This is a genomic window from Enterobacter sp. NFIX59 (genome assembly GCF_900113755.1).
Taxonomy (GTDB): domain Bacteria; phylum Pseudomonadota; class Gammaproteobacteria; order Enterobacterales; family Enterobacteriaceae; genus Enterobacter; species Enterobacter pseudoroggenkampii.
Genome location: NZ_FOQN01000001.1, coordinates 1,243,583 through 1,269,321, shown reverse-complemented (window position 1 = coordinate 1,269,321; position 25,739 = coordinate 1,243,583). Strand labels below are relative to the sequence as shown.

The window sequence follows — 25,739 nt, the reverse complement described above, 5'->3', positions numbered from 1 at the left end:
GATCAGGAGACGTGCTGCAGGAACTCCTGCAGACGCGGGCTCGGCGGGTTCGAAATTAATTCCTGCGGGTTACCGTCTTCCGCGATACGGCCTTTATCAATAAAGATCAGGCGGGACGCCACTTTTTCAGCGAAGCCGATTTCGTGGGTCACGATCACCATCGTCATCCCTTCTTCTGCCAGATCCTGCATGACCTTCAGCACCTCGTGGCGCAGCTCGGGGTCGAGTGCGGACGTAGGCTCATCAAACAGCATCATTTTCGGTTTGACCGCCAGCGCGCGGGCAATCGCCACGCGCTGCTGTTGACCACCGGACAGCTCAGAAGGGTAGTGGTGCGCGCGTTCAGCCAGGCCGACTTTCGCCAGCAGATCTTTGGCCAGCGCTTCTGCCGCCGCTTTGTTGGCGCCGCGCACGCGCAGGGGGCCAAACATCACGTTCTCCAGCGCCGTCAGGTGCGGGAACAGGTAGAACTGCTGGAACACCATGCCCGCTTCCTGACGAATCAGACGGTCATCCACTTTCGGGTCGTTCACCTTCAGACCGTCGACGATAAGATCGCCGCTGGTGATCTCTTCCAGCTTGTTGATGCAGCGCAGCAGGGTGGATTTACCGGAGCCGGATGGCCCAATAATCACCACCACTTCACCCTGTTTAATGTTCAGATCGATATTGTGCAGCACCTGGGTTGGGCCAAAGTGCTTGGAAACGTTTTTAAATTCAATCACAGGATTTTCATCCTTCTTTCAAGACGACGCAGAACGAAGCTCAGAACCAGAGTAATGATCAGGTAGACAACGGCTACCGCACTCCAGATTTCCAGCGCGCGGAAGTTGCCAGCAATGATCTCCTGACCCTGACGGGTCAGCTCGGCCACGCCGATAACAATGAACAGCGACGTATCTTTAATGCTGATGATCCACTGGTTACCGAGCGGTGGCAGCATGCGACGCAGCGCCAGCGGCAGAATAACGTGGCGGATCGTTTCGCGACGAGAAAGACCTAGCGCCAGACCGGCTTCACTGAAACCTTTATGAATCGACAGCACCGCACCGCGGGTGATTTCCGCAATGTAAGCGCCTGAGTTGATCATAATGGTGACGACGGCTGCGCTGAACGGATCGATGCGCAGGTCGGTGAACGCCATTGGCAGGGCGAAGTAGATGAACATGACCTGTACGACAATTGGGGTGCCGCGGATCACTTCGATGAAAACCAGTGCGATGTGGTTTGCAATCCAGCCGCCGTAGGTGCGAGCGAAACCGGCGACAAGACCGATAATCAACCCACCAACCAGACCCAGGACCGAAATCCACAGGGTCATTTTAGCGCCTTCAAGCAAGATAGGAATGGCAGGCCAGATGGCGCTCCAGTCAAACTGCATGATAATTTCCTGTTACTGTTACCGTGTTTCAAAAATAGCAGGGGCGAAAGGTCGCCCCCGAGTGAACGTCATTGTTACGTCTTATTATTTAGGCTCGGTACCGAACCATTTTTTGTAGATTTCGTTATAGGTGCCGTTCTCTTTCAGCGTTTTCAGCGCGCCGTTAACTTTCGTGCGCAGGTCGTCGCTGCCTTTCGGGAACGCGATACCGTACTGCTGGGCTTCCAGAGACTCGCCAACCGCTTTGAACTTACCGTTACCGGCTGTTTTGATGAAGTACAGGATGTTCGGCGTGTCGTGCAGAACCGCGTCAGCACGGTTGGTGCCGAGTTCCATGTACGCGTTGTCGATGTTCGGGAACTGACGCAGGTCTTTGGTTTTGATATTTGCTTTCGCGTAATCAACCGAACCGGTGCCGCTCTTCACTGCCACCACTTTGCCGTCGAGATCTTTCACGCTTTTTACGTCGTTATTATCGGCTTTGACCATCACCAGCAGGCCGCTTTTGTAGTAGCCGTCAGAGAAGTCGATCGCTTTTTTACGTTCATCGGTAATGGTGATGCCCGCCAGCGCCAGATCAACGTTCTTGGTTTGCAGTGCCGGGATGATGCCGCTGAAGTCCATCGGCTTCAGGGTGTAATCCAGTTTGAGTTCTTTTGCGACTGCGGCCCACAGATCCACATCAAAACCAACGTATTTATCACCCTGTTTGAATTCAAACGGAACGAACGCCGTGTCGGTCGCCACAACCAGTTTGTCGGCAGCCTGAGAGGACACCGTAAAAGCCAGGGTAAGTGCAGCCAGTGAAACTTTTAATACAGACTTCATAGCATTTCCTTTTATATCCACGGGGCGATCCCCTGCGAGAACAGGTGGCACAATGAAAAAATCGTGCCAACTTTACAAGCTATTGTTTTGCAAAGGGGATGATGTCATACATTGCACATTAAATGGGGCAATGAGGTTTTATTGCACCAAAGTGGAGCACTGTTTTGGTGCGCTTCGTTTGGCTCAACTGACGGGGAGATATTTAGCGTAAATTATGACGAAAAAACAATCTTCCGTTAACGGTTGTGTGAGGTGATTATTACATTTCGTTCACTTTTGCAGGTGTGCAGACAAAAACTGTGCACCATAGATGTGCAAAACCCTCACCGGAGGGCGAGGGTTTGATAGAAAATTCGTATGAATTATTCGATGTTAGATTCGATAAACCACAGGAATTGATCCAGGTCGCGGGACGCGGCGGTGAAAATGTCAGCGGTATCTTCGTCTTTGGCTTCGCCAATCGCTTTGCGCACATCGTTTGCCACAATCGCGTAGCGGTCCGCCAGCTCTTTCAGGTGATCCTGAACGGTATGGATATCCAGCGGATAACTCTTCAGTGGCGTTTTGCTGTTGATCACCTGCGTGGTACCCAGCGCCACGCCGCCTAGCTGAACGGCACGTTCAGCCATCGTATCGAGGTGGGTCACCAGTGCTGTGCGGAAGCCATCCAGCATTTCATGAACGGCAATAAAGTTTGCACCGCGCATATTCCAGTGGGCCTGTTTGGTGATCAGCGAAAGATCGATGAACTGGATCACCTGGCGATTCAGCAACTCAATGGTTGCTTTTTTGTCGCTGTCCGATACATCGTTACGGGTATAAAGCAGATTAGACGCTTTCGTTTTCACCAGTTTAGCGGTACTCATAATCTCATATCCTCTTGATGTTTATGTCCCAGGTAATTACGGAACTAAGTATAGCACCGGATTTTTTCCCTGCGGTTTGGATATGCCTATCGGTTTAATAGCGAGAAGGAGGTTGAGAATTTAACTCATTGAAATTAATCTGAAATTTTAAAATTGATACAGATCAATCTTAATTACTGGCTGGGAATGTAAACCCAGAGGGATATTTTGAAAATAGGGTGAAGTGTGTAAAAAATTATAACGACAGTCTTTCTGGCCTTTATTCTGCATGGCGTGGAAGCCATGCAGAATATATGGGCTTAGCGGATATCCACTTTCTCCACTTTAGGTTCAGGGCGCATGGTGAGCGTCGAGCCCATTGATGCCGCGATAATCGAGCAGAGCGCCAGCGTCTGGGTCAATGTCAGGGTTTCGCCGAGAAACACCATCCCGGAAATGGCGGCTAGCGCAGGTTCCATGCTCATCAGGGTGCCAAATATGCGCGTCGGCAGACGCGTCAGGGCAATCATCTCCAGAGAATAGGGAAGTGCGGTAGAGAGGATCGCGACCGCCAGCCCGATGGGCATGACGGACCATTGCCAGATAGATTCGGTCGCCTGCGCCATGCCGATGGGTACAAAGACGATAGCAGCGATCAGTGACCCCAACGCGACGGTCGCCGGACCGTGCTCTTCTCCTGCACGCTGACCCGTAAGTATATAGACGGCCCAGCAGGCGCCTGCACCCAGCGCCAGCGCTGCGCCCGTCAGATCAATCTCAGAAACACTCTTGCCCAGCGGCAGCAGGAACCACAACCCCAGTACGGCTAACACGACCCAGATGAAATCGACCGGACGTCGCGAGGAGAAAAGCGCCACCGCCAGCGGGCCGGTAAACTCCAGCGCGACGGCGATCCCCAGGGGTATCGTCTGAATAGAGAGGTAGAACAGGTAGTTCATTGCCCCCAGGGAGAGTCCATAAAACAGCAGCGGTAAACGCTGCTCCTTTTTGAATCGCAGACGCCAGGGTTTGAAAATAACCACCAGTATCGCCGTGCCCAGCACGATACGCAGGGCAGTTACCCCAGGCGCACCAACCAGCGGAAAAAGCGATTTTGCAAGCGAAGCACCGCTCTGAATGGACAACATGGCAATGAGTATGACTGCGACCGGCAACCAGACCGACGACGTGCGGGATAACCCAGGCATCCTTTCTCCTGTCAGCTTATGTCAAATGAGGTAAAAGTTGCAGTGTAAAGGAAATATGCGGCTACGGTTGAGGCACTGTTGAAAAAAAACCACGTCAAATCCGTAAAATGGTTAAGCGCTGGTGGATTTATCGCCTGTCAGATTAGGAATAATCTGGATGAATGTAACTGCGCAGACGCGCACTATGCGCATTTAGTAGTGAAAATTGCATGTGATTTGAAAGAGATAGCTGACGCTGGAAACGTTCTGTTACAGGAAAGGTTTCGTTAGACATCACGAATCACAAAGAGTTTCGCAAATTTTTTTGATATATTTAAAACTTACGGACTTACTTGGATCACATTTGAGGTGGTTATGAAAAAAATTGCATGTCTTTCAGCACTGGCCGCTGTACTGGCTGTTTCCGCAGGTACCGCTGTAGCTGCTACTTCTACTGTTACTGGTGGTTACGCTCAGAGCGACTATCAGGGCGTGATGAACAAAGCTAACGGTTTCAACCTGAAGTATCGTTACGAGCAGGATAACAACCCACTGGGCGTGATCGGTTCTTTCACCTACACCGAGAAAGATCGTTCTGAAAACGGCGCATACAACAAAGGCCAGTACTACGGTATCACCGCGGGCCCGGCTTACCGTCTGAATGACTGGGCGAGCATCTACGGTGTTGTAGGTGTTGGCTACGGTAAATTCCAGCAGACCGAAAACCAGGGTCTGAACCGCACTGCAAGCAACAGCGACTATGGCTTCTCCTATGGCGCAGGCCTGCAGTTCAACCCAATCCAGGACGTTGCTCTGGACTTCTCCTATGAGCAGAGCCGTATCCGCAACGTTGACGTTGGCACCTGGATCGCTGGCGTAGGTTACCGCTTCTAATCACTTCGGTGATTAAATAAAAAATCCGCCCAATGTGGCGGATTTTTTTTGTCGAAGAGAAAAGCAAAACGGCAACCTTAGGTTGCCGTTTTTAGTGTTTGTTCCCTCTCCCCGTGGGAGAGGGCCAGGGTGAGGGCATCGGTCCGCACGAGACGGCAATTACTTATTCTTAATATCAAAAATATCCGTACCCAGATGGTTGTAGTCAACTTTCTGTAACTTGAAGTTGGTAACGTACACTGGGGAAGCTTTCTTGTTAGAGACAAACGGGTAAGCATTTTTTATCTGCTCGGCCTTAATCCCGGTCCACTGCGAGAAGAACTGCAGGAAATCATTTGCCGAACGACGCGCTTTAATGACGCGATGCGTTTTATCATCACTCGATAGCACCATAAACGGCACCTGGAAGTTCTGCTGGAACTTGTCATCGTGCGCCAGGTACTGCACCTCTTTACCACGCTCTTTAAACGCCAGCCCGTGATCCGAGAAATAGACCATGGAGAAGCTGTCGCCCGTATTGCGTAGCTGATCGTACAGCTTGCTCAGCAGGTCGTCGGTTTGCGTCATGGTGTAGAGATAGCAGGACGTCTCTTTGGACTGCACAAACTCCGCGTACTTCCCTCCGGTCCGATCGCAGGCCTGCGGGTGCGACCCCATCAGGTGCAGGACGATCAGCTGAGGCTGGGTGCGCGGGGTGGCGAAGACCTGTGCCGTCATTTTCAACAGCGCTTCGTCTTTGGTATTTTTGTCGGCTTCAAAATCGCCGTTTTTCAGGAACTGCACTTCGTCGGCGCGTTTAGCGATACTGGCGATGGCCGTATCGTATTCGCCAATTTGCCCCTGATTAGAGAACCACCACGTCTGAAAACCCGCACGGTTTGCCAGGGTGACGAAATTATCCTGATACTGCGGTTTGCCATCCACCACCCGGTTAAGGGTCAGGCCGAGCGATTTCTGCGTCGAGCCGCTGGCCGCGACATAATCGGTAAACAGCGTGCCTTTGACCGAACTGGCAAACGGTGTGTTATCCCAGTGTCCGCCAAACGCTCCCATCGCATCGCGACGCGCGCTTTCGCCAATCACCACCACATAGGTGTGATATTTCGGCTTAACGGCCAGCACGTTCCAGGTGTCTTTCATATTGGAAAGCTCAGCCATGCGCACCTGTTCGTCGAGAACCTCTTTATTATTTACAACGACGTCTTTCACGAAGCGGAAAACCGGATAACCGATATTGCTGAGCCTTAGCTTACCGTCCCAGGGAATATTCTGGATGGGAGCGACAAAGGCCACGGCAATGCTGAACACCAGACAGAGTATTTCGATTTTACCCCAGGATTTTTTCTCGCCCGACTGACGGCGTATGGCGATAACGCCCAGCGCGAAGATAAAGATCCCGACCACGTAGCTGTACCACGGGAAGATCGTCAGGATCTCCGTTGACTCTTCCATATTGGTCGAGTGCAGCGCCAGCAGGGTATTAAAGTTTGGCGCGCCGTAAGCCTGACCAAACGGGAAATAGAGTGCAGCAACCAGCGAACAGATGCCGATTAACGCTTTTTGCACGCGCGGTGCGGATCGCCACAGCACATGCAGAACGCAGGTGAACGCCACCGCGTAGAGCAGACTAAAGGGATAACCCAGCGCAAAGTTAATCAGTAATGACTGCAAAAAGTAAAAACCCGTCCACGGGCTTAAGGCCCGGCTGCGGGTCACAACGGTATCTATCAGGGTTACATTCATAGGTCACTATCATGGATGAAAACGCCATGTGCTCACCCTGGCGTCAAGGGTCATAACCTGCCTGACAGTGCGTGGAGAGGGAATGAGGGTCCGCTTCAGCGAGCCGCAAATTGTGCAGGGCTGCAAGAAGATAGTGCGAGCGCTAAATAATATCAACAGTTGCTAAGCAGATGTTTTGCGAAGGGGATTGCAAATCCGTAAAAAAGATCGGGAATAAGGCGGCTGGAAGCCAGTTTAGAGCGAGATTGTGACGGGAAAATGAAGCGGCGTACCGCAACGCCGCTTAGTGGGAAGATTTGTCGTCCTGATGCGGTTTGTTGTTAAACATATCGCACAGCATGTTCAACAGCATTAAGCGCACTTTAAAAGGAGAGTGGGTAAACACGGTCATGCACCTCTTGAATTCGTTCATAAGACCTCCTGAGTTTTGATCCCTTCGATCCGTGAAGGGTGACTGCATTACATACAGATATAGCACAGGCTATATTGTATAGCTATGGCTATTTCGTTAATTTTTTGTGCTTGCGGAGCTATGGTTTACAATGTGCGCTCTCGAAACCGGGCGCTGGAAGCGTCACCCCACTGAGGAAGTACAATGAACCGTCGCGCAGGTCATCCGACAATGAGGAAAACGACGCAACTGGTGAATGTTGAAGAACATGTCGAAGGTTTTCGCCAGGTCCGTGAAGCGCACCGGCGTGAACTGATTGATGATTATGTTGAACTCATTTCCGATCTGATCCGTGAGGTTGGTGAAGCGCGCCAGGTCGATATGGCCGCCAGGCTGGGGGTTTCACAGCCAACTGTCGCTAAAATGTTAAAACGCCTGGCCTCCGTGGGCTTAATTGAAATGATCCCCTGGCGCGGTGTTTTTCTGACGCCGGAGGGGGAGAAACTCGCGCAGGAGAGCCGCGAGCGCCATCAGCTTGTCGAGAATTTTTTACTGGTGCTGGGCGTCAGCCCGGAGATCGCCCGCCGGGATGCGGAAGGAATGGAACACCACGTTAGCGAAGAGACGCTGGTGAAATTTCGTGAATTTACGCTTAAATATGGTCCCTCCGCTGAATGAAAATCCCTGGACTGCAGGCCCTGGCACGCGATCGTTTTTTCCATCTGTTATTACTCATTGGCGCAGCGTTAAGCCTCTTTGTGCCGTTTGCCCCACATGCCTGGCCCGCCGCGATTGACTGGCGCACCATCATTACCCTGAGCGGCCTGATGATGCTCACCAAAGGGGTCGAGCTGAGCGGCTATTTTGACGTTCTGGGACGTAAAATGGTGCGCCGGTTTGCCACCGAACGCAGGCTGTCCCTGTTTATGGTGTTCTCCGCCGCGGTGCTGTCGACGTTTCTGACCAACGATGTGGCGCTGTTTATCATCGTGCCGCTCACGCTCACGCTGCGTAAGCTCTGTGAAATTCCGGTCAGCCGGCTCATTATCTTTGAAGCGCTCGCCGTTAACGCCGGTTCTCTGTTGACGCCTATCGGCAACCCGCAAAATATCCTGCTCTGGGGCCGTTCCGGCCTGTCGTTTGCCGCCTTTACCTGGCAGATGGCCCCGCTGGCGCTGGTGATGATGCTGTCGCTGCTGGCGGTCTGCTGGTTTGCGTTTCCGGATAAAAAACTGCAGTACCACAGCGGCACCACGGGCCCGCAGTGGCAGCCGCGTCTGGTGTGGAGCTGCCTCGGGTTATACATCGTCTTTCTGTTCGCGCTGGAGCTGAAATATGAGCTGGCGGGCGTCCTGCTCGTTGCCGCAGGGTTTGTCGTTCTGGCGCGGCGCGTGCTGGTGAGCGTGGACTGGACGCTGCTGCTGGTCTTTATGGCGATGTTTATTGATGTGCATCTCCTTATCCAGCTTCCGGTGCTGCAAAACGTTCTGCACAGCGTCAGCACGCTGTCTCAGCCGGGATTGTGGCTAACGGCGATTGGGCTGTCGCAGTTTATCAGCAACGTGCCTTCCACCATTTTGCTGCTCAACTACGTTCCGCCGGATACGCTCCTGGCCTGGGCGGTGAATATCGGCGGGTTTGGGCTGTTGCCCGGCTCGCTGGCCAACCTGATTGCCCTGCGTATGGCCAACGACCGTCGTATCTGGTGGCGTTTCCACGTCTGGTCGATTCCGATGCTGGTTTGGGCCGCGGCGATCGGTTTCGGACTATTCCTTCTCATATAGTGCGCAATTTGTCAGTTTTTCCTGGCAAACGTATAGCAACGTCCTAGCTTTAGTGAACGGCATAGTGTGATGCCGCTCACTGACAGGACCGTTGCTGACCTATGGCTGAAGATCAAAACCCGCCTGCTGACGAGCAGGACAAAAACAATAATGCGCGTAAGCGCCCGGGCAAAAAACCGTTAATTATCCTCGGCATTGTCGTGGTGGTGATGGTCGTCGTGGCGCTGGTCTGGTGGTTTTTAACCCGTAACGAAGAGACGACCGACGACGCCTTTACCGACGGCGACGTGGTGACGATTGCCCCCAAAACGGCGGGCTACGTCACCGAGCTGCGCGTGCGTGATAACCAGCGCGTGAAAAAGGGCGATCTGCTGGTGGTCATCGATCCGCGTGATACCACCGCGCAGCGCGATCAGGCCCAGGCCCAGCTTGGGCTGGCTATCGCGCAGCTGCATCAGGCTCAGGCACAGCTGGCGCTCTCAAAAGTGCAGTATCCCGCCCAGCGTGACGAAGCCAAAGCGCAGGTGCTGAAAGCGCAGGCCGATCTGGCGAACGCGCAGGCGGAGTACCGTCGCCAGCGCGGCGTCGACCCGCGGGCAACCACCCAGCAAAGTATTGATTCCGCGAACGCTCAGCTGCGCAGCGCGCAGGCGGGGCTGGCCAGCGCCCAGGCGCAGCTGGAGGTGGCAGAGCAGGTACAGCTGCAAATCCGCCAGCAGGAAACCAACGTTGAAGCGCGCGAGCGTCAGGTCGATCAGGCGAAAGCGCAGCTGGAAACGGCCAATCTGAACCTCTCTTACACCGAAGTCCGCGCCCCGTTCGACGGGTTTGTCACCAAACGCAACGTACAGCCCGGCACGCTGGTGCAGGCGGGAACGGCGCTGTTCTCCCTGGTTTCGCCGAACGTGTGGGTGGTCGCGAACTTCAAAGAGTCCCAGCTTGAGCGCATGAAGCCCGGCGATAAGGTCACCGTGTCCGTCGACGCGTGGCCGGATATGGCGCTCGAGGGCCACGTTGACAGCATCCAGCAGGGCAGCGGCTCGCGCTTCTCCGCCTTCCCGGCAGAAAATGCCACCGGTAACTTCGTCAAAATTGTGCAGCGCGTGCCGGTCAAAATCGTGATTGATAAGGGGCTCGATCCGAACAGACCGCTGCCGCTGGGGCTGTCGGTTGCGCCGAAGGTGACGGTGGAATGACGGATCACAGCCACGACAGCTGGAAGCCCGCCAGCAACCCGTGGGCGGTGGCGATTGTCGTCACCCTGGCGGTGTTTATGGAAATTCTGGACACCACCATCGTCAACGTGGCGCTGCCCCACGTGGCGGGTTCGCTCTCGTCCAGCTACGACGAATCCACATGGGTGTTAACCAGCTATCTGGTCGCGAACGGCATCGTGCTGCCCATCTCGGCGTTTCTGAGCCGGGTGTTTGGCCGCAAGCAGTTCTTCCTGATCTGCATCGTCATGTTCACCGTCTGCTCGTTCCTGTGCGGGATCGCCACCGAGCTGTGGCAGATCATCCTGTTCCGCGTGATGCAGGGCTTCTTTGGCGGCGGGCTGCAGCCCACGCAGCAGTCGGTGCTGCTCGACTACTTCAAGCCGGAGGACAGGGGCAAAGCCTTCGGGCTCTCGTCCATCGCGATTATCGTTGCGCCGGTCCTCGGCCCGACGCTGGGGGGCTGGATCACCGACAATTACTCGTGGCGCTGGGTGTTCTTTATCAACATCCCGGTGGGGATTGTTACTGTGCTGGCGATCTACCAGCTGCTGGAAGATCCGCCGTGGGAGAGCAAGTCTAAAGAGAAGCTGACCATCGACTGGACGGGGATCGGCCTGATCGCCCTGGGGCTGGGCTGTCTGCAGGTGATGCTCGACCGGGGAGAAGACGAAGACTGGTTTAACTCGAACTTTACCCGCACTTTCGCGGTATTAACGCTGATCGGCATCATTGGTGCGATTTACTGGCTGATGTATGCCAGAAAACCGGTGGTGGATCTGCACTGCATGAAGGACCGCAACTTTGCCATCTCCAGCCTGCTGATGGCGGGGATGGCGATGATTTTGTACGGCAGTTCGGTGGTGATCCCGCAGCTGGCGCAGCAGGACCTGGGCTATACCGCCACCTGGTCCGGGCTGGTGCTGTCGCCCGGAGCGGTGCTGATTGTGCTGACGATTCCGCTGGTGCTGAAGCTGATGCCGGTGGTGCAAACGCGCTGGATTATCGCCTTTGGCTTTACCTGCCTGGCGGTGTCGTTCTTCTGGTCGCGCACGCTGACCCCGGATATCGACTTCGAAACCCTGGTATTGTTCCGCAGCGCCCAGTCGCTGGGGCTGGGGTTCCTGTTTGTGCCGCTGACTACCATTGCCTTTATCTCGATACCAAGGCGGCTGAACGCCGATGCGGCAGCGCTGTTCACCATGTTCCGTAACGTCGCGGGCTCGGTCGGGATCTCGCTGTCGACGGCGGCGATTACCGAGCGCTCGCAGGCGCACAGCGCGCACCTTGCGTACCACGCCTCGCCGTTTAACGAGCAGTTTCAGCAGGCGATACGCGAAAGCGCGCAGGCGATCCAGAACTTCACCACCCAGGTGGGCGATCCCACCGGCATCGCCACCGGGCGTATGTACCAGACGATGATTGAGCAGTCGCGCTTCCTGGCCTACATCGACGTCTTCACCATTCTGAGCGCGGTGGCCTTGTTACTGATTCCGTTTTGTTTGTTGCTCTCGCCGGTTAAGAGCGAGGGGAGTGCAGGAGCACATTGATGATACACAGACGTTTACACCCCCTGATGATAATGATGCTGCTGGCAGGCTGCGCCGTCGGGCCGGACTACCAGCCGCCCGCGCCACCTGCCGTCACGCACTGGAACGATAAGGGCGACAGCGCGGTAAAATCGCAAACGACCTCCGCCGCGACCAACCCGCGCTGGTGGAAGACCTTCGGCTCGCCGCAGCTCGACAGCCTGGTTGAGCGCGCCATTGCCGGGAACCTGACGCTGCAGCAAACGGTGCTGCGCATCGCCGGCGCGCGTGAACAGATTAACCAGGCCGGCGGGGCGTTTTATCCGTCGGTGAACGGCAATCTGCAGGCGACGCGCCAGCAGCTTGGGCTGGAAGGGGAGTTGAAATCCCACGGTGTATATGACCAGGTGGATAGCATCGATCCCGCTCTCAAGGGCGCGCTGGGACCGCTGACGCAGCCGATCAACCTCTACCAGGGCAGCTTCGACGCCCGGTGGGAAATCGACCTGTGGGGCAAGGTGCGCCGTCAGGTGGAAGCCGCCGAAGCGCAGCAGAAAGCGGCTATCGAGCAGCGTAACGACGCGCTGGTGTCGCTGGAGGCGGAAGTGGCGCGCGCGTGGCTCCAGCTGCGCGGGGCGCAGAGCATTATCGCCACGCTGAACACCCAGATTAAGAGCGCGCAGCAGACGCTGGATCTGACCGAGAGCCGCCAGCGGGGCGGGCTGTCGCCGCAGATGGATGTGGAAAACGCCCGGGCGCAGTTAGGCAACCTTGAAGCACAGCTTCCGCAATATCAGGCGCAGGCGCGTCAGGCGATGAATGGCCTGGCGATCCTGCTCGGTAAGCCGCCGGGGGCGCTGGATGCGGAACTGCAGAGCGTGCAGCCGATGCCCGCGCTGCCGGATATTGTGCAAACCGGCATTCCGTCGACGCTGGCGCGCCGCCGTCCGGACGTGCGCGAAGCGGAGGCGAACCTTCATGCCGCCACGGCGCAAATCGGCGTCTCGGTGGCGCAGCTGTTCCCGAGCTTTACCCTCTCCGGGCAGTTTGGCCTGCGCAACAGCGAAACCAACTGGCTGACCGACTGGAGCAGCCACTTCTACAGCTTTGGCCCGCAGGTCTCCATTCCCATCTTCCAGGGCGGTCGACTGGTCTCCAGCGTGAAGGTGGCGCGCGCGCAGCAGGGTGCGGCGGTGCTGGACTATCGTCAGACGGTGCTCACCGCGCTTGGTGATGTCGAAAATGCGCTGGTGAGCTATCGCACCGACCAGCAGCGTGAAGCGGGGTTGGCGAAAACGATCGATGCGCTGCAAAACGCGTTTGACCTGGCAAGCGACAGCTACCGCCAGGGGATCGCCAGCTTTATCGACGTGCTGGACGCCCAGCGACAGCTGGCGCAGGCCCAGCAGCAGCGCGCGCAGGCGCAGGTGCAGAGCGCGCTCGATCTGGTGGCGCTCTACAAGGCGCTCGGCGGCGGCTGGGAGCCGTATCAGCAGGTGCAATTACCGGACTACAGCGTCTTTGGCGACGCCCCGCGCGGATAAATATTCAGAGGATTGGGCAAGAATCGGACAGGAACGCCACATTCGCGATCGCTGAGGGGCGGGTATAACTATCGGGTACCCCTTAAACGACATGCGAGGATTATCTTATGCGTTATCAAAAACTGGGCAACACCGGACTGTTTGTTTCTGAACTGTGCCTCGGCACCATGACCTTCGGTGGTGAAGACGGCATGTGGGGCAAGATTGGCCAGCTTAAGCAAAACGAAGCCGAGCAGCTGGTGGGCCGCGCGCTGGATGCGGGCATTAACTTCATCGATACCGCTGACGTCTATTCGGAAGGGCGCTCGGAGACGATCCTCGGGCAGGCGCTGAAAAACCTCAACGTCCCGCGCGAGAACGTGGTGGTTGCCACCAAGGTATTCGGCGAAACGGGTACCGCCGGGGTGAACTCGCGCGGCAGCTCGCGCTATCACATCATCAGCAGCGTGAAGGAGAGCCTGCGCCGCCTGCAGCTCGATCATATCGATCTCTATCAGCTTCATGGTTTCGACCCGGCCACGCCGATTGAGGAGACGCTGTATGCGCTGGATAACCTGGTGCAGCACGGCCACGTGCGCTATATCGGCGTCTCGAACTGGGCGGCGTGGCAGATTGCCAAAGCGCTGGGCATTTCCGAGCGTCTCGGGCTGGCGCGGTTCGCATCACTCCAGGCGTATTACACCATCGCCGGACGCGATCTTGAGCGCGAGCTGGTGCCGATGATGCAGAGCGAAGGCGTCGGGCTGATGGTCTGGAGCCCGCTGGCGGGCGGTCTGCTGAGCGGAAAATATGGCCGCGACGGGCAGAGTGAAGCCGGTGGTCGTCGTCTGGAGTTTGACTTCCCGCCGGTGAATAAAGATCGCGCCTTCGACTGCGTGGACGTAATGCGGACTATCGCCGAAAGCAAGGGCGTCTCCGTCGCGCAAATCGCGCTGGCGTGGCTGCTACATCAAAAAGCGGTGACCAGCGTCATCATTGGCGCGAAACGCGTTGAACAGCTGGACGACAACATTGCCGCCACCGGTATCCTTCTCAGCGAAGACGAGCTTAAACAGCTGGATGCGGTCAGCGCGCTGCCGCGGGAATATCCTGGCTGGATGCTGGAGCGTCAGGGAGAGTATCGCCGTAATCAGCTCGCGCAACAGTAACCCTTCTTGCCCCGGGAGTGCATCGCTTACCGGGGCTTTTTTTCCCGCCTTGCTCACAAAAAACGATCCTCCTCTTTGATCCTCTTTTCATCATCGCCTATATGACTAGACATGAAATTTTAAATGACTAGTCATATAGGGAGAAAACATGAACCATCAGCTACCGGCCAACTTTTTATGGGGCAACTCGGTCTCCAGCATGCAGACGGAAGGAGCCTGGAACGAAGGCGGGAAGGGGATGTCGGTGTATGACATTCGTGAAGCCGGGGAAAACGTGTCCGACTGGAAAGTGGCGACCGACTCCTACCACCGCTACCGGGAAGATTTCGATCTGATGCAGGATCTGGGCATGAACTGCTACCGCTTCCAGATCTCATGGAGCCGCGTCTGCCCGCAGGGTGACGGCCCGTTCAACGACGAAGGCATCGCATTTTACGACCGCTTTATTGACGATCTGATCGCCCGCGGCATCGAGCCGATGATCTGCCTGTACCATTTCGATATGCCGCTGGTGCTGGCGCAGGAGTACAACGGCTTCAACGACCGCCGCGTAATGGACGCCTTTATCCGCTATGGCAAAAAGATGATCGACTGTTATGGCGACCGCGTTAAGTACTGGTTGACCTTCAACGAGCAGAACATCTTCCATATGCCGGAAGCGTTCCGTATTTCCGGCTATATGAAAGGCGAGAAAACCCTGCGCGAGCTGTACGAGCTGCAGCACCATACGATGGTGGCGCATATGGCGCTAACCGAATACCTGCACCAGACCAGACCGGGCCAGCTGATGGGCGGCATGCTGGCGCACCAGCTGATCTACCCGGCTACCTGCAAACCGCGAGATATCTTCTGCGCCCAGCAGTATGACGAGTTTCTCAACCAGAACCTGCTGCGCGTCTTCGCAGGGCAGGGCTACAGCCCGGCGGTGATGGCGGTGGTGGAACAGGAGGGCTTTGGTGATATCTACCGCGCCGAGGACCTGGCGCTGTTCGCTCGTACAAAGAACGACTATATGGCCTTCAGCTATTACGCCAGCAAAACCCTGGACAGCGATCCGATCCCGGAAGGCACGCCGGTGAACTATTACCTGCTGCACGGTGAGAAAAACAATCCATACCTGAAGGCCACCGAGTGGAACTGGCAGATCGATCCGCTGGGCTTCCGCACCATCATCACCCGCTACGCCAACGACTGGCGCCTGCCGGTGTTCCCGATCGAGAACGGCATTGGGGTGATTGAGTCATGGGACGGCGTGAACCCGATTGAGGACACCTACCGCATCGACTATCACCGGGCGCACATCGAGGCCATGAAAGCGGCGATGTTCGAGGACGGGGCAGAGGTCATTGGCTACCTCGGCTGGGGATTGATCGACATTCTCAGCTCCCAGGGCGACATGCGTAAGCGCTACGGCGTGGTCTATGTCAACCGGGAAAACCACGACCTGAAAGACCTGAAGCGCGTGCCGAAGAAGAGCTACGCGTGGTTAAAACAGGTTATCCATACCAACGGACGCGAGATGTAAGCCGTACGCTGCCGGGCCGTTTTTGTGACTGATTGATGGGAACACTCCGCTATGTCTGAAACAAAAATCACACCGCACATGCAGTCCTTTGTCGATAAATTTGTCGAGTTTTCGGCGCGCCTGGCAAACCAGGTGCACCTGCGCTCCCTGCGCGACGCCTTCGCCACGGTGATGCCGATTTTCATCCTCGCCGGTCTGGCGGTGCTGGTGAACAACGTGGTCTTTCCGTGGATTTTTCACGGCGATACGCTGGCACACTTCAAAGTGTGGGGCGAGGCGATTATCAACGGCACGCTGAACATTGCCGCGCTGCTGCTGGCGCCGATGATTGCCTGGTCGCTGGCGCGCAACAAAGATTTCGACAATCCGGTCTCGGCAGTGGTTATCGCCGTCAGCAGCTTCATCATCATGATGCCGATGCGCTTGCAGATTACGCCCGTCGGCAGCGATACCACGGTGAACGTCACCCAGGTGCTGACGTTCGCCAATATCGGCTCCACCGGGATTTTCGCCGGGGTGCTGATTGGGCTGCTTTCAACGGAAGTGTTTATCGCTATTTCGCGCCTGAAGGCGCTGCACATTTCGCTGGGGGAAAACGTGCCTCCGGCCGTGAGCAAATCTTTTACCGCGCTGATCCCGACCATCCTCACGCTCTCGCTGTTTGCGGTGCTGGCGGCGGTGCTGGCAAACGTGCTGCATACGGATCTGATCCATCTCATTACGACCTTTATCCAGCAGCCGCTGCGGCTGATCAACACCAGCCTGCCCGGGACGATTTTCATCTACAGCTTCGGCAACTTCTTGTTCACGCTCGGTATTCATCAGTCGGTGGTCAACAGCGTGGTGCTGGAGCCGTTCCTGCTGATCAATACCAACGAAAACATGCTGGCCTTCGCCAACGGTCAGCCCATTCCGCACATCATCAACAATATCTTCGTGCCGACGTTCGGCATGGTAGGCGGCACGGGCAGCACGATCTCGCTACTGATTGCGATATTTATCTTCTCGCGCCAGCAGTCGGCGAAGCCGGTGGCGCGCCTGTCGCTGGCGCCGGGCCTGTTTAATATCAACGAGCCGGTGATTTTTGGCCTGCCGATCGTGTTTAACCTGCCGCTGATGATCCCGTTTGTGCTGCTGCCTGCCATAGGCATTTATTTCGCCTGGCTCTGTACTACGCTGGGGCTAATGTCGCGCTGCGTGGTGATGATCCCGTGGACCACGCCGCCGATCCTGAGCGCCTGGCTGGCCACGGCGGGAGACTGGCGGGCGGTGGTGGTGCAGTTGGCAATCATCGTATTTGGTGTATTCTTCTACCTGCCTTTCCTCAAGATTGCCGAGAGAGTGGCGTTGAAAAACAGCGGGATAGAAAACTAACTGAAAGGAAGGACGATGGCGGCGAAGTACATCACCATAGCGCGGGAAATTAAGAAACGCATTATCAGCCAGCAGTACGCCGCCAACGAACCCCTGCCGGACCAGTTTGCGCTGGCGGCGGAGTTCAACTCCAGTCGGATGACCATTCAGCAGGCGATGCGCCAGCTGATCGTCGAAGGTCTGGTCTATACCCGTCAGGGCCAGGGCACGTTCATCCGTAAAAACTTCCTCCAGCTCTCGCAGTGGGATCTCTCCGGCAGCGACTACTTTGGCGCGACCAAAACCTGGGCACATCTGGGCACGGTCACGAGCCAGGTGGTGCATTTCGAGCTGCGCTTCCCGAACGAAAAAGAGCAGGCGTCGCTGATGATTAACGCCGATGCGCCGATCTATGACTTTATTCGACTCCGTTTGCTGAACGGTGAACCGATGTCGCTGGATTCCACGGTGATGCCGATGAATCTGGTCCCGGGCCTGACGAAAAACCATCTTGAAGCTTCAGTGTTCCAGTACGTTCAGGAAACGCTGGGGCTGAAAATTATGGGGTCGTACCGGGTGGTGCGGGCGCTTAAGCCCAGCGCGCTGGACAGAGAGCATCTGGTCTGCCAGGAAACCGATCCGGTGCTGGAGGTGGAGCAGGTGATTTATCTGGAGGATGGCACGCCGCTGGAGTATGCCCACTGCCACTATCGCTACGACCACGGCGGGATCGTGATCGTGAATAACGGGTAATCAGTCTTTCAGGCGCACGACTCGAAATAGCTGTCCGTGTCTTTTATGTAAAGATCGTTCTGACACAGATGCTGGATTTGACCAGGCTTAAATGTAAAACGGATTTTTTGAAACCAGGAACGTTTTATTTTGCTGGTATTCTCGCGCGATAATCCATAGTCATGGATTATTTCATGAACAAAACGAATGCTTTGTGCAGAAACATAGACAGGTGTTTTGGTTAGCTGAATCAGTTTGCTGATCCAAATATCATCCGCGCGAGGACAAACCGTAATAAAATCTTCGTTAAAATGGAAATATTCCGGGATCATATTTTTCTTGAGCACAACGCCACCAAGACCGGTGATGATATAGTTCTGCTCAACGACTTTTGGCACGGTGATAAGCGGGAAATTACGATAGGTATCAAGAAGTTCTTTCTTCTTCTTTACTGTTTCACGCACCCGCGCGGCAACCACATATTTTTGATTGTGGCGATAAAAATCATCCAGCAGTGTTTCTGCCCAAATTTCGTTATAGATTGCGTCATCATCGGCATAAATCAGAATATCGTCTTCGGTTGCTGCTTGCAGCGCCGGAAACAATTTCCGATAAGGGCCGGTATTCTTAACCCATTTAAAAACCAGGTTGGTGCCCGTCTGGCGAATTTTCTGCGCCCACTCCGGCTCCTCAGTGATGCCTTCGTCACTGAGATAAGGTGTACTGGAGACCCACACAACAATTTGATCGACCTTCTTACTCTGGTTCGCCAGTGACCACACTGTTTGCGAACAGAGATAAAGGCGCGATTTTGTTGTTGTTAAGTTAATGCTAATCATCAAACTATGCGTGCTCCAGGAGATAAAAAGACCTTATAAAAGCAGATAAAACTGATTTTATAAGTGGGCGCATCATAACACTTAGAGGATTAGATGTAACCCCGCTGGGTTAGCAGAAAATGGCAAGAAAGGCACTTACGGCAGTAATAGCTGTTCAGAAAGGGTCAGCGTGATGGAGATTACAGTGCAATAAGACCCCGATAATACGGGGTCTTATAAGATACGTTATTGATTCAGTGTGATCAGTTCAAACGCACCGGCATACCGGAGCGGTTCTGCACGGCCTGGTCAACAATCGCCGTTTCGACATCTGGCTGAGACGTCACCGCCTGCACCGCGCTGTTCAGCGTAACAGGAACGACTTCGTTGTTGTTGATCTGGTCCTCGCTGGTGGACAGCGGGTTGTGCACTTCGATGTAGCGGCTGCCGTCTGGTTCAGAGGTCGCTTTCACCGGTTCGTTGATGAACTGCACGCGCGTACCGACCGGCACGTTTTCGAACAGGAATTTGATGTCGTCGTTACGCAGGCGCACGCAGCCGTGGCTCACGCGCAGGCCGATACCGAAGTTGGCGTTGGTGCCGTGGATCGCATACAGACGACCAATGTACAGCGCGTACAGGCCCATTGGGTTATCCGGGCCTGCCGGTACAACGGCTGGCAACGGTTCGCCCGCCGCGATGTATTCTGCGTGCATTTTGGCGGTCGGCGTCCAGGTTGGGCCCGCTTTCTTACGCTCAACTTTGGTGGTCCAGTTCATTGGGGTGTCTTTACCCAGCTGGCCGATACCGATTGGCAGCACGATAACGGTGTTGGTGCCTTTCGGGTAGTAGTACAGACGCATTTCGGCGCTGTTAATCACGATACCTTCATGAACGGTATCCGGCAGGATCAGCTGCTGAGGAATATTCAGCACGGTACCTGCTTTCGGCAGGTACGGGTCAACGCCCGGGTTCGCTTCCAGCATGTTAGACAGGCCCAGCTGGTACTGCGCAGCGAAATACTCCAGCGGCTGAGAGTTACCTTCAGGAACCGTCACCACCTGGTTTTGACCCACCAGACGGCTTCCGTCGGTCGGCAGGGGATACGTCACCGCAGACGCGGTCTTACAAAAACCTACTACGGCTAACGCCGCCGCAAAAAGCGCTGTTAATTTCATGTTCATGTTGTGCGAGGTATCTAAGCCATTCAGGCGATGAGTTGATAAGTCTGAATCTGTGATGGGAGCGCATTATATGTGCATTCCCGCTCACAGGGAATTCAGATGTGTACGAAATCACATTTTTTTCGATTTTGTTAAAGTTTAGTGGATGGTTGCAACGCGGGATCTCAATTCGGAATTGTGGCATAATGCCGTGTTTATCACACTTTTCGCAGGAATCTCCCCGTGTTAGTTACCAGCAACGTCACTATGCAGTTTGGCAGTAAGCCGCTGTTCGAAAACATTTCCGTCAAATTTGGCGGCGGCAACCGTTACGGCCTGATTGGTGCCAACGGTAGCGGTAAATCCACCTTTATGAAGATCCTCGGCGGCGATCTGGAGCCGACCCTCGGCAACGTGTCGCTCGATCCGAACGAGCGCATCGGTAAGCTGCGTCAGGATCAGTTCGCCTTCGAAGAGTTCACCGTCCTCGACACCGTGATCATGGGGCACGCGGAGCTGTGGGAAGTGAAGCAGGAGCGCGATCGCATCTATGCGCTGGCCGAAATGAGCGAAGAAGACGGCTATAAAGTGGCCGACCTGGAAACGCAGTACGGCGAGATGGACGGTTACTCTGCGGAAGCGCGCGCGGGCGAGCTGCTGCTGGGCGTGGGTATTCCGGTTGAACAGCATTACGGCCCGATGAGCGAAGTCGCGCCAGGCTGGAAGCTGCGTGTGCTGCTGGCTCAGGCGCTGTTCTCTAACCCGGACATCCTGCTGCTCGACGAACCGACGAACAACCTGGACATCGACACCATCCGCTGGCTGGAGCAGACGCTGAACGATCGCGACAGCACCATGATCATCATCTCGCACGACCGTCACTTCCTGAACATGGTCTGTACGCACATGGCGGATCTGGACTACGGCGAGCTGCGCGTGTATCCGGGCAACTACGACGAATACATGACGGCGGCCACCCAGGCGCGTGAACGTCTGCTGGCGGACAATGCCAAGAAGAAAGCGCAGATTGCTGACCTGCAGTCCTTCGTCAGCCGCTTCAGCGCCAACGCCTCTAAATCGCGTCAGGCAACCTCGCGCGCGCGTCAGATTGATAAAATCAAGCTGGAAGAGGTTAAAGCCTCCAGCCGTCAGAACCCGTTCATCCGCTTCGAACAGGACAAGAAGCTGTTCCGTAACGCGCTGGAAGTGGAAGCCCTTACCAAAGGCTTCGATGAAGGCCCGCTGTTTAAAAACTTCAACCTGCTGCTGGAAGTGGGCGAGAAGATTGCCATTCTGGGCGCTAACGGCGTGGGTAAATCCACCATGCTGAAAACCCTGGTCGGCGAACTGCAGCCGGACAACGGCACCGTGAAATGGTCCGAAAACGCGCAGATTGGTTACTACGCGCAGGACCATGAGTACGAGTTCGAAAATGACCTGACCGTCTTTGACTGGATGAGCCAGTGGAAGCAGGAAGGCGACGACGAGCAGGCGGTGCGCAGCATTCTGGGTCGTTTGCTGTTCAGCCAGGACGACATCAAAAAGCCGGCTAAAGTGCTCTCCGGTGGCGAGAAGGGCCGCATGCTGTTCGGCAAGCTGATGATGGAAAAACCAAACATCCTGGTGATGGACGAACCGACTAACCACCTGGACATGGAATCTATCGAATCCCTGAACATGGCGCTGGAGATGTACCAGGGCACCCTGATCTTCGTCTCTCACGACCGTGAGTTTGTCAGCTCGCTGGCGACCCGCGTGATCGAAATTACGCCAGAGCGCGTGGTGGACTTCACCGGTAACTACGAAGATTACCTGCGCAGCAAAGGTATCGACGGCTAAAAAAAAGCCGGGTGGCGGCTTCGCCTTACCCGGCCTACGTTCTATTCCCTCTCCCTGTGGGAGAGGGTTAGGGTGAGGGTATCAGGCCGCACTACAGCACCCACTCACTCCCTTCAACCCCGTTCACCCGCAGCGTACGTTTTTCCTCCGCCGGTAATGACACCTTCAGCGCCTTCCACGCCGGACGATAATCCCCGCGCGCGTTGACCTTCAGGTTGATGGTTGCGCCATCGCTTACCATTTCCCATTCCACCCACAGCGCATCGCCGTTCTGGTATCCCCAGCTTTCACCGTCGTCTTCAAACAGCAGCCCGGAGGTCGTGCCGACGCCTTTAACCGGGAACAGCTTCAGCTCGCGGGTCGTATCTTTTTCGGCACTCACATGCGTGATGCGCTCGCTCAGCGGCAGACCGGCTCCGGCGCGCACCAGCAGCGGCAGTTTTTCCAGCGGCGCGTCGAGAACGATCGACTGGCCGCCCGCATACCACGCGTGGGTGTAAAAATCATACCAGCCCGTGTCGTTATCCGGCAGCCAGACGCGGCGCTCGCGCTGTCCGGCTTCGACCACGCTGGCGACCAGCAGGTCGCGGCCCAGCAGGAAGTCATCGCACTCTTCGAAGGTCTGCGCATCGTGCTCGTGGTCGAGGAAGGTCGGACGCAGCATCGGCTCGTCGTCGGCATGCGCCTGCCAGAGCAGGGTGTAGAGATACGGCAGCAGGCGGTAGCGCAGCTCAACCGCGCCGCGAATGGCTGGGGTGACGCCCGGGTACATCCACGGCTCGTTCACCGTGTGGTCATCGTTCCACGAGTGAATGGTAAAGCGCGGATGCATCACGCCGTTCTGCACCCAGCGCACGAACAGCTCGGCGTCCGGCTTGTCGCCGGAGAAACCGCCCACGTCATGGCCGACGTTGAACAGCCCCGACAGGCTCATGCCCAGCCCCATGCGGATGTTATAGCGCAGCGTGTCCCAGCTGGTGCGGTTGTCGCCGCTCCAGGTCTGAACGTAGCGCTGCATCCCGGCGCAGCCGGAGCGGGAGATCAGATACGGGCGTTTTTCCGGCGCAAAGCGCTGCTGCGCTTCCAGCGAGGCGCGCATCATCAGCAGCGGCATGACCGGGCGAATGTGCTTGATGGCGATCTCCTTACCGAAGCCAAAGCAGCGGGCTTCCCCGTCCCACACTTCATATTCGTTGTTGTCGTTCCAGGTGGAGTCGATGCCCATCTCCAGCAGCTGCGTGGTGACGCCGTTCTGCCACCACTGCACCGTCTGCGGGTTGGTAAAGTCGAGGTGCGAGCCTTCGTCATCCCAGAAGCTGGAACGTTCGGGTGCATCGGTTTCTGAATCGCGAATGAACAGGCCGCTCTCCGCCACTTCGTTATAGCGAGGATGATCCTGTAGCAGGCACGGCTTGATGTTGGCGGCCAGCTTCAATCCCGCGTCGTGGAACGCCTGGCTCATTACCTTCGGCTGCGGCACTTTGTCATAGTTCCAGTTGAAGACGTAGCGCTTGCCGTTGATGGAGGTATAGCCGGAGGAGAGCTGGAACGAGTCGCACGGAATAGCGTGCTCTTCGCACAGGCGGATGAAGTTCATCAGCTGGTTTTGCGCATCCGGCGCGTCGGTGTAGTGCATGGTCGAGCCGCTGTAGCCCAGGCTCCACTTCGGTCCGAACAGCGTTTTTCCGGTCAGGCGTACGAAGGCTTTGGTGACGTCCAGCACGCGCCTGCCGGTAAAGATGTAGTAGTCGATATCGCCCGCTTCCGCCTGCCAGCGGCGATAGGCGGTATGGTAGTTGTCGATTTCGTTACCCAGATCCAGCCAGCAGCTGCTCAGGTTGTCGTAGAACAGGCCGTAGCTGACGTCGTCGCGGCGGGCGATAGTGAACGGGATGTGCTTGTAGAGCGGGTCGGTGCTGGCCGCGTTGTACCCCATTGCGTCGAGGTTGCGCATCTCATAGCGTTTACCGTTGCGCTGCAGATCGCCCGCTTTCTCGCCCAGTCCGTAGAAACGCTCGTCCTTACGACGGCTGAGATAGTGCGCCACGCCGTCGCCGTGGGCGTTCAGCAGGTAGGCGCTGGTGGGGCGGTCATTGACCAGCGGCAGCCATTCGCCCGCCTCATTGCGGTAGTGCCACTCCAGCCACAGCGGCTGGTGGACGGTCACGCGCAGCTGTTCGGTTGCCACGGTTAGCGTCTCACCCTGCTGCGTCAGGTTCCAGGCCGGGCAGGAGAAACCGCTTATGTCGTCACGACGGCGGCCTTCCCAGGGCACGTCTTTTTCCGGAGCGATACTCCAGGTGCGGTCCAGCGCCAGCTCGCCTTTGCGCTTAATCAGCACGCGGAACAGGTTCTCTTCCAGCACATACAGGCACAGGCGGTGCTGGTTATCGACCAGCAGTTCCAGATGGTTTGCCGACTGTATATCAACGGTCCAGTTTTTCAGGGTTTTCATATGCAATACATCCACTATCAGGCGCGCTTGGCGCGACGTTCAGCAATAAATGCTACCAGGAAGACAGCGCCAATCAGGTCAAAGAAGCCCATGGCGATAAAGAGCGGGTTAAAGCCGATTTTGTCGGCGGTCACACCGATTAACAGCGAGAACAGGAAGCTGGCGATCCACGCCGCCGAGCCGCGCATGCCGTTGACGGTCGCCATCTGGCCTTTGTCGAACGACTCCACGACCAGGGCGCTCAGCATGCAGGAGATGATCTGGTGCCCGAAGCCGCCGATGGAGATCAGCACGATGGTGATATACGGGTCGCGGGTAATGGCCACGATGGCCAGCGAGATCATCAGGAACGCGCCGGTCACGGAACTGGCGACGACCGAGTTAACGCGGGAGCAGCCGAACAGACGGGTGTACAGACGCGTCAGGTAGCCGCTCGCCACGCTGCCGAGGTCGGCGGCGAGGAACGGCAGCCAGGCAAACATCGCAATCTGCTTCAGGTCCATGCCGTGCTCTTTGGCAAGGTACAGCGGCACCCAGAAGCTTAGCACCGCCCAGGCGGGTTCCGCCATAAAGGCCGGGATGGCGATACCGTAGAAGCGTTTGTTTTTCGAGACGGTTTTCAGCGCGGTCAGGAAGGGCAGTTTGACGGCAGGCGGTTCGTTATCCTGCTTGATAAACGCCAGCTCGTCCTTGCTCAGGTTCGGGTGCTGCTCCGGGTTATGGTAGAACGCCCACCACAGGATCACCCACAGCAGCGCCAGCACGCCGGTAAACATAAACGCCCCCTGCCAGCCAAACGAGGCGTGAGCAAAGTAGATGATTGGCGGAGCCAGCATCGCGCCGATGGAGAAGCCCACGCCCGCCCAGCCGGCGGCAACAGGTCGTTCTGATTTCGGGAACCATTCACCGATGGTTTTGGCGTTAGCCGGGGTAGCGGCGGCCTCAGAGGCACCCATAAAGAAGCGCAAAATAGCCAGGTGCAGCCAGCTTCCGGCGCCCGCGTGGAAAATACACATCAGCGCCCAGATCCCGGCGCAGACCATAAAGCCAATCTTCAGGCCGATCACGTCAATCAGCCAGCCGCAGAGGGGCTGGAAAATGGTGTAGGCGATCTGGAACGCGCCAACGATCCAGGAGTACTGCTCGGTGGTGATCCCGAGGCTCTCTTTCAGCTCGGGGGCAAGAATGCCTAACGAATTTCGGGTGATGTAGTTAACGGTGACGCCAAGTAAGAACAGCACCAGCACGTACCAGCGCAGGTTCTTGATGACGCGACGGGTTTTGCTTGTCGCAACGGTGTTATTGATGTCCTGACTCATTTTACTCTCCACAAGACGGACGGTAAGGGGACGGAGGTTCAGGTGTC

Annotated in this window: 22 protein-coding genes; 11 read left to right on the top strand and 11 right to left on the bottom strand. The window is 56.3% G+C overall.

Features of this window, described 5'->3' with window-relative positions; all coding sequences use genetic code 11:
• Positions 1–2: 2 nt before the first annotated feature.
• The 5 genes from glnQ to rhtA all read right to left on the bottom strand — a co-directional run bounded on the left by glnQ (position 3) and on the right by rhtA (position 4,262).
• Complete coding sequence (gene glnQ / locus BM007_RS06195; RefSeq protein WP_090417660.1) at positions 3–725, bottom strand: glutamine ABC transporter ATP-binding protein GlnQ; 723 nt, start codon at positions 723–725, stop codon at positions 3–5.
• Positions 722–1,381 (bottom strand): glutamine ABC transporter permease GlnP, encoded by a 660-nt coding sequence (glnP, locus tag BM007_RS06190; RefSeq protein ID WP_014169254.1) that lies wholly within the window; start codon positions 1,379–1,381, stop codon positions 722–724. The genes glnQ and glnP overlap by 4 nt, the downstream gene beginning before the upstream one ends.
• Before the next feature lie 84 nt (positions 1,382–1,465).
• Positions 1,466–2,209, bottom strand: coding sequence for a glutamine ABC transporter substrate-binding protein GlnH (glnH, locus tag BM007_RS06185; RefSeq protein ID WP_090417658.1), 744 nt, complete (start codon positions 2,207–2,209; stop codon positions 1,466–1,468).
• A gap of 362 nt (positions 2,210–2,571) precedes the next feature.
• Positions 2,572–3,075 carry a DNA starvation/stationary phase protection protein Dps gene (gene dps / locus BM007_RS06175; RefSeq protein ID WP_010428924.1) on the bottom strand — a complete coding sequence of 168 codons (504 nt, stop codon included), beginning with the start codon at positions 3,073–3,075 and terminating at the stop codon, positions 2,572–2,574.
• A 299-nt stretch (positions 3,076–3,374) separates the two neighbouring features.
• The gene (gene rhtA / locus BM007_RS06170) at positions 3,375–4,262 is read right to left on the bottom strand and encodes a threonine/homoserine exporter RhtA (protein WP_024908710.1); all 888 of its coding nucleotides are present in this window, start codon (positions 4,260–4,262) and stop codon (positions 3,375–3,377) included.
• 354 nt (positions 4,263–4,616) lie between these two features.
• Between rhtA and ompX the strand changes: the two genes are divergently transcribed.
• Positions 4,617–5,135, top strand: coding sequence for an outer membrane protein OmpX (ompX, locus tag BM007_RS06165; protein WP_024908709.1), 519 nt, complete (start codon positions 4,617–4,619; stop codon positions 5,133–5,135).
• 159 nt (positions 5,136–5,294) lie between these two features.
• Here the strand turns inward: ompX and BM007_RS06160 are convergent, their stop codons facing one another.
• Together BM007_RS06160 and mntS are read right to left on the bottom strand one after the other, a co-directional pair.
• A complete protein-coding gene (locus tag BM007_RS06160) occupies positions 5,295–6,878 on the bottom strand; it encodes a phosphoethanolamine transferase (RefSeq protein WP_090417656.1) in 1,584 nt (527 codons plus the stop codon).
• Between the two features lie 283 nt (positions 6,879–7,161).
• Positions 7,162–7,290 carry a manganase accumulation protein MntS gene (mntS, locus tag BM007_RS06155; protein ID WP_032645368.1) on the bottom strand — a complete coding sequence of 43 codons (129 nt, stop codon included), beginning with the start codon at positions 7,288–7,290 and terminating at the stop codon, positions 7,162–7,164.
• Between the two features lie 183 nt (positions 7,291–7,473).
• Between mntS and mntR the strand changes: the two genes are divergently transcribed.
• The 9 genes from mntR to BM007_RS06110 all read left to right on the top strand — a co-directional run bounded on the left by mntR (position 7,474) and on the right by BM007_RS06110 (position 18,119).
• Positions 7,474–7,947, top strand: a complete 474-nt coding sequence (mntR, locus tag BM007_RS06150) for a manganese-binding transcriptional regulator MntR (protein ID WP_023310887.1) — start codon at positions 7,474–7,476, stop codon at positions 7,945–7,947.
• Positions 7,944–9,053 (top strand): anion transporter, encoded by a 1,110-nt coding sequence (locus BM007_RS06145; RefSeq protein ID WP_024908707.1) that lies wholly within the window; start codon positions 7,944–7,946, stop codon positions 9,051–9,053. The genes mntR and BM007_RS06145 overlap by 4 nt, the downstream gene beginning before the upstream one ends.
• 101 nt (positions 9,054–9,154) lie before the next feature.
• On the top strand, positions 9,155–10,249 hold the full coding sequence (locus BM007_RS06140; RefSeq protein ID WP_024908706.1) for an HlyD family secretion protein: 1,095 nt from the start codon (positions 9,155–9,157) through the stop codon (positions 10,247–10,249).
• Positions 10,246–11,817, top strand: coding sequence for a DHA2 family efflux MFS transporter permease subunit (locus BM007_RS06135; protein ID WP_032649392.1), 1,572 nt, complete (start codon positions 10,246–10,248; stop codon positions 11,815–11,817). Before BM007_RS06140 ends, BM007_RS06135 begins: the two co-directional genes overlap by 4 nt.
• Positions 11,817–13,340, top strand: a complete 1,524-nt coding sequence (locus BM007_RS06130; protein ID WP_090417654.1) for an efflux transporter outer membrane subunit — start codon at positions 11,817–11,819, stop codon at positions 13,338–13,340. Before BM007_RS06135 ends, BM007_RS06130 begins: the two co-directional genes overlap by 1 nt.
• Before the next feature lie 107 nt (positions 13,341–13,447).
• The gene (locus tag BM007_RS06125; RefSeq protein WP_032649388.1) at positions 13,448–14,488 is read left to right on the top strand and encodes an aldo/keto reductase; all 1,041 of its coding nucleotides are present in this window, start codon (positions 13,448–13,450) and stop codon (positions 14,486–14,488) included.
• Positions 14,489–14,636: 148 nt separating this feature from the next.
• On the top strand, positions 14,637–16,013 hold the full coding sequence (locus BM007_RS06120; protein ID WP_090417652.1) for a glycoside hydrolase family 1 protein: 1,377 nt from the start codon (positions 14,637–14,639) through the stop codon (positions 16,011–16,013).
• A 51-nt stretch (positions 16,014–16,064) separates the two neighbouring features.
• Positions 16,065–17,387, top strand: coding sequence for a PTS sugar transporter subunit IIC (locus BM007_RS06115; protein WP_090417650.1), 1,323 nt, complete (start codon positions 16,065–16,067; stop codon positions 17,385–17,387).
• Between the two features lie 15 nt (positions 17,388–17,402).
• Positions 17,403–18,119, top strand: a complete 717-nt coding sequence (locus BM007_RS06110; RefSeq protein ID WP_090417648.1) for a GntR family transcriptional regulator — start codon at positions 17,403–17,405, stop codon at positions 18,117–18,119.
• An 8-nt stretch (positions 18,120–18,127) separates the two neighbouring features.
• Here the strand turns inward: BM007_RS06110 and BM007_RS06105 are convergent, their stop codons facing one another.
• On the bottom strand, positions 18,128–18,937 hold the full coding sequence (locus BM007_RS06105; RefSeq protein ID WP_024908699.1) for a glycosyltransferase: 810 nt from the start codon (positions 18,935–18,937) through the stop codon (positions 18,128–18,130).
• 242 nt (positions 18,938–19,179) lie between these two features.
• Complete coding sequence (gene ldtB / locus BM007_RS06100; protein ID WP_024908698.1) at positions 19,180–20,100, bottom strand: L,D-transpeptidase; 921 nt, start codon at positions 20,098–20,100, stop codon at positions 19,180–19,182.
• Positions 20,101–20,322: 222 nt separating this feature from the next.
• Here ldtB and BM007_RS06095 point away from each other — a divergent pair, with 222 nt between their 5' ends.
• Positions 20,323–21,918 carry an ABC-F family ATPase gene (locus tag BM007_RS06095; protein WP_008501187.1) on the top strand — a complete coding sequence of 532 codons (1,596 nt, stop codon included), beginning with the start codon at positions 20,323–20,325 and terminating at the stop codon, positions 21,916–21,918.
• 91 nt (positions 21,919–22,009) lie between these two features.
• Here the strand turns inward: BM007_RS06095 and BM007_RS06090 are convergent, their stop codons facing one another.
• Together BM007_RS06090 and BM007_RS06085 are read right to left on the bottom strand one after the other, a co-directional pair.
• The gene (locus BM007_RS06090) at positions 22,010–24,373 is read right to left on the bottom strand and encodes a glycoside hydrolase family 31 protein (protein WP_139210885.1); all 2,364 of its coding nucleotides are present in this window, start codon (positions 24,371–24,373) and stop codon (positions 22,010–22,012) included.
• A gap of 17 nt (positions 24,374–24,390) precedes the next feature.
• Complete coding sequence (locus BM007_RS06085; protein WP_024908695.1) at positions 24,391–25,692, bottom strand: MFS transporter; 1,302 nt, start codon at positions 25,690–25,692, stop codon at positions 24,391–24,393.
• Positions 25,693–25,739 lie beyond the last annotated feature (47 nt).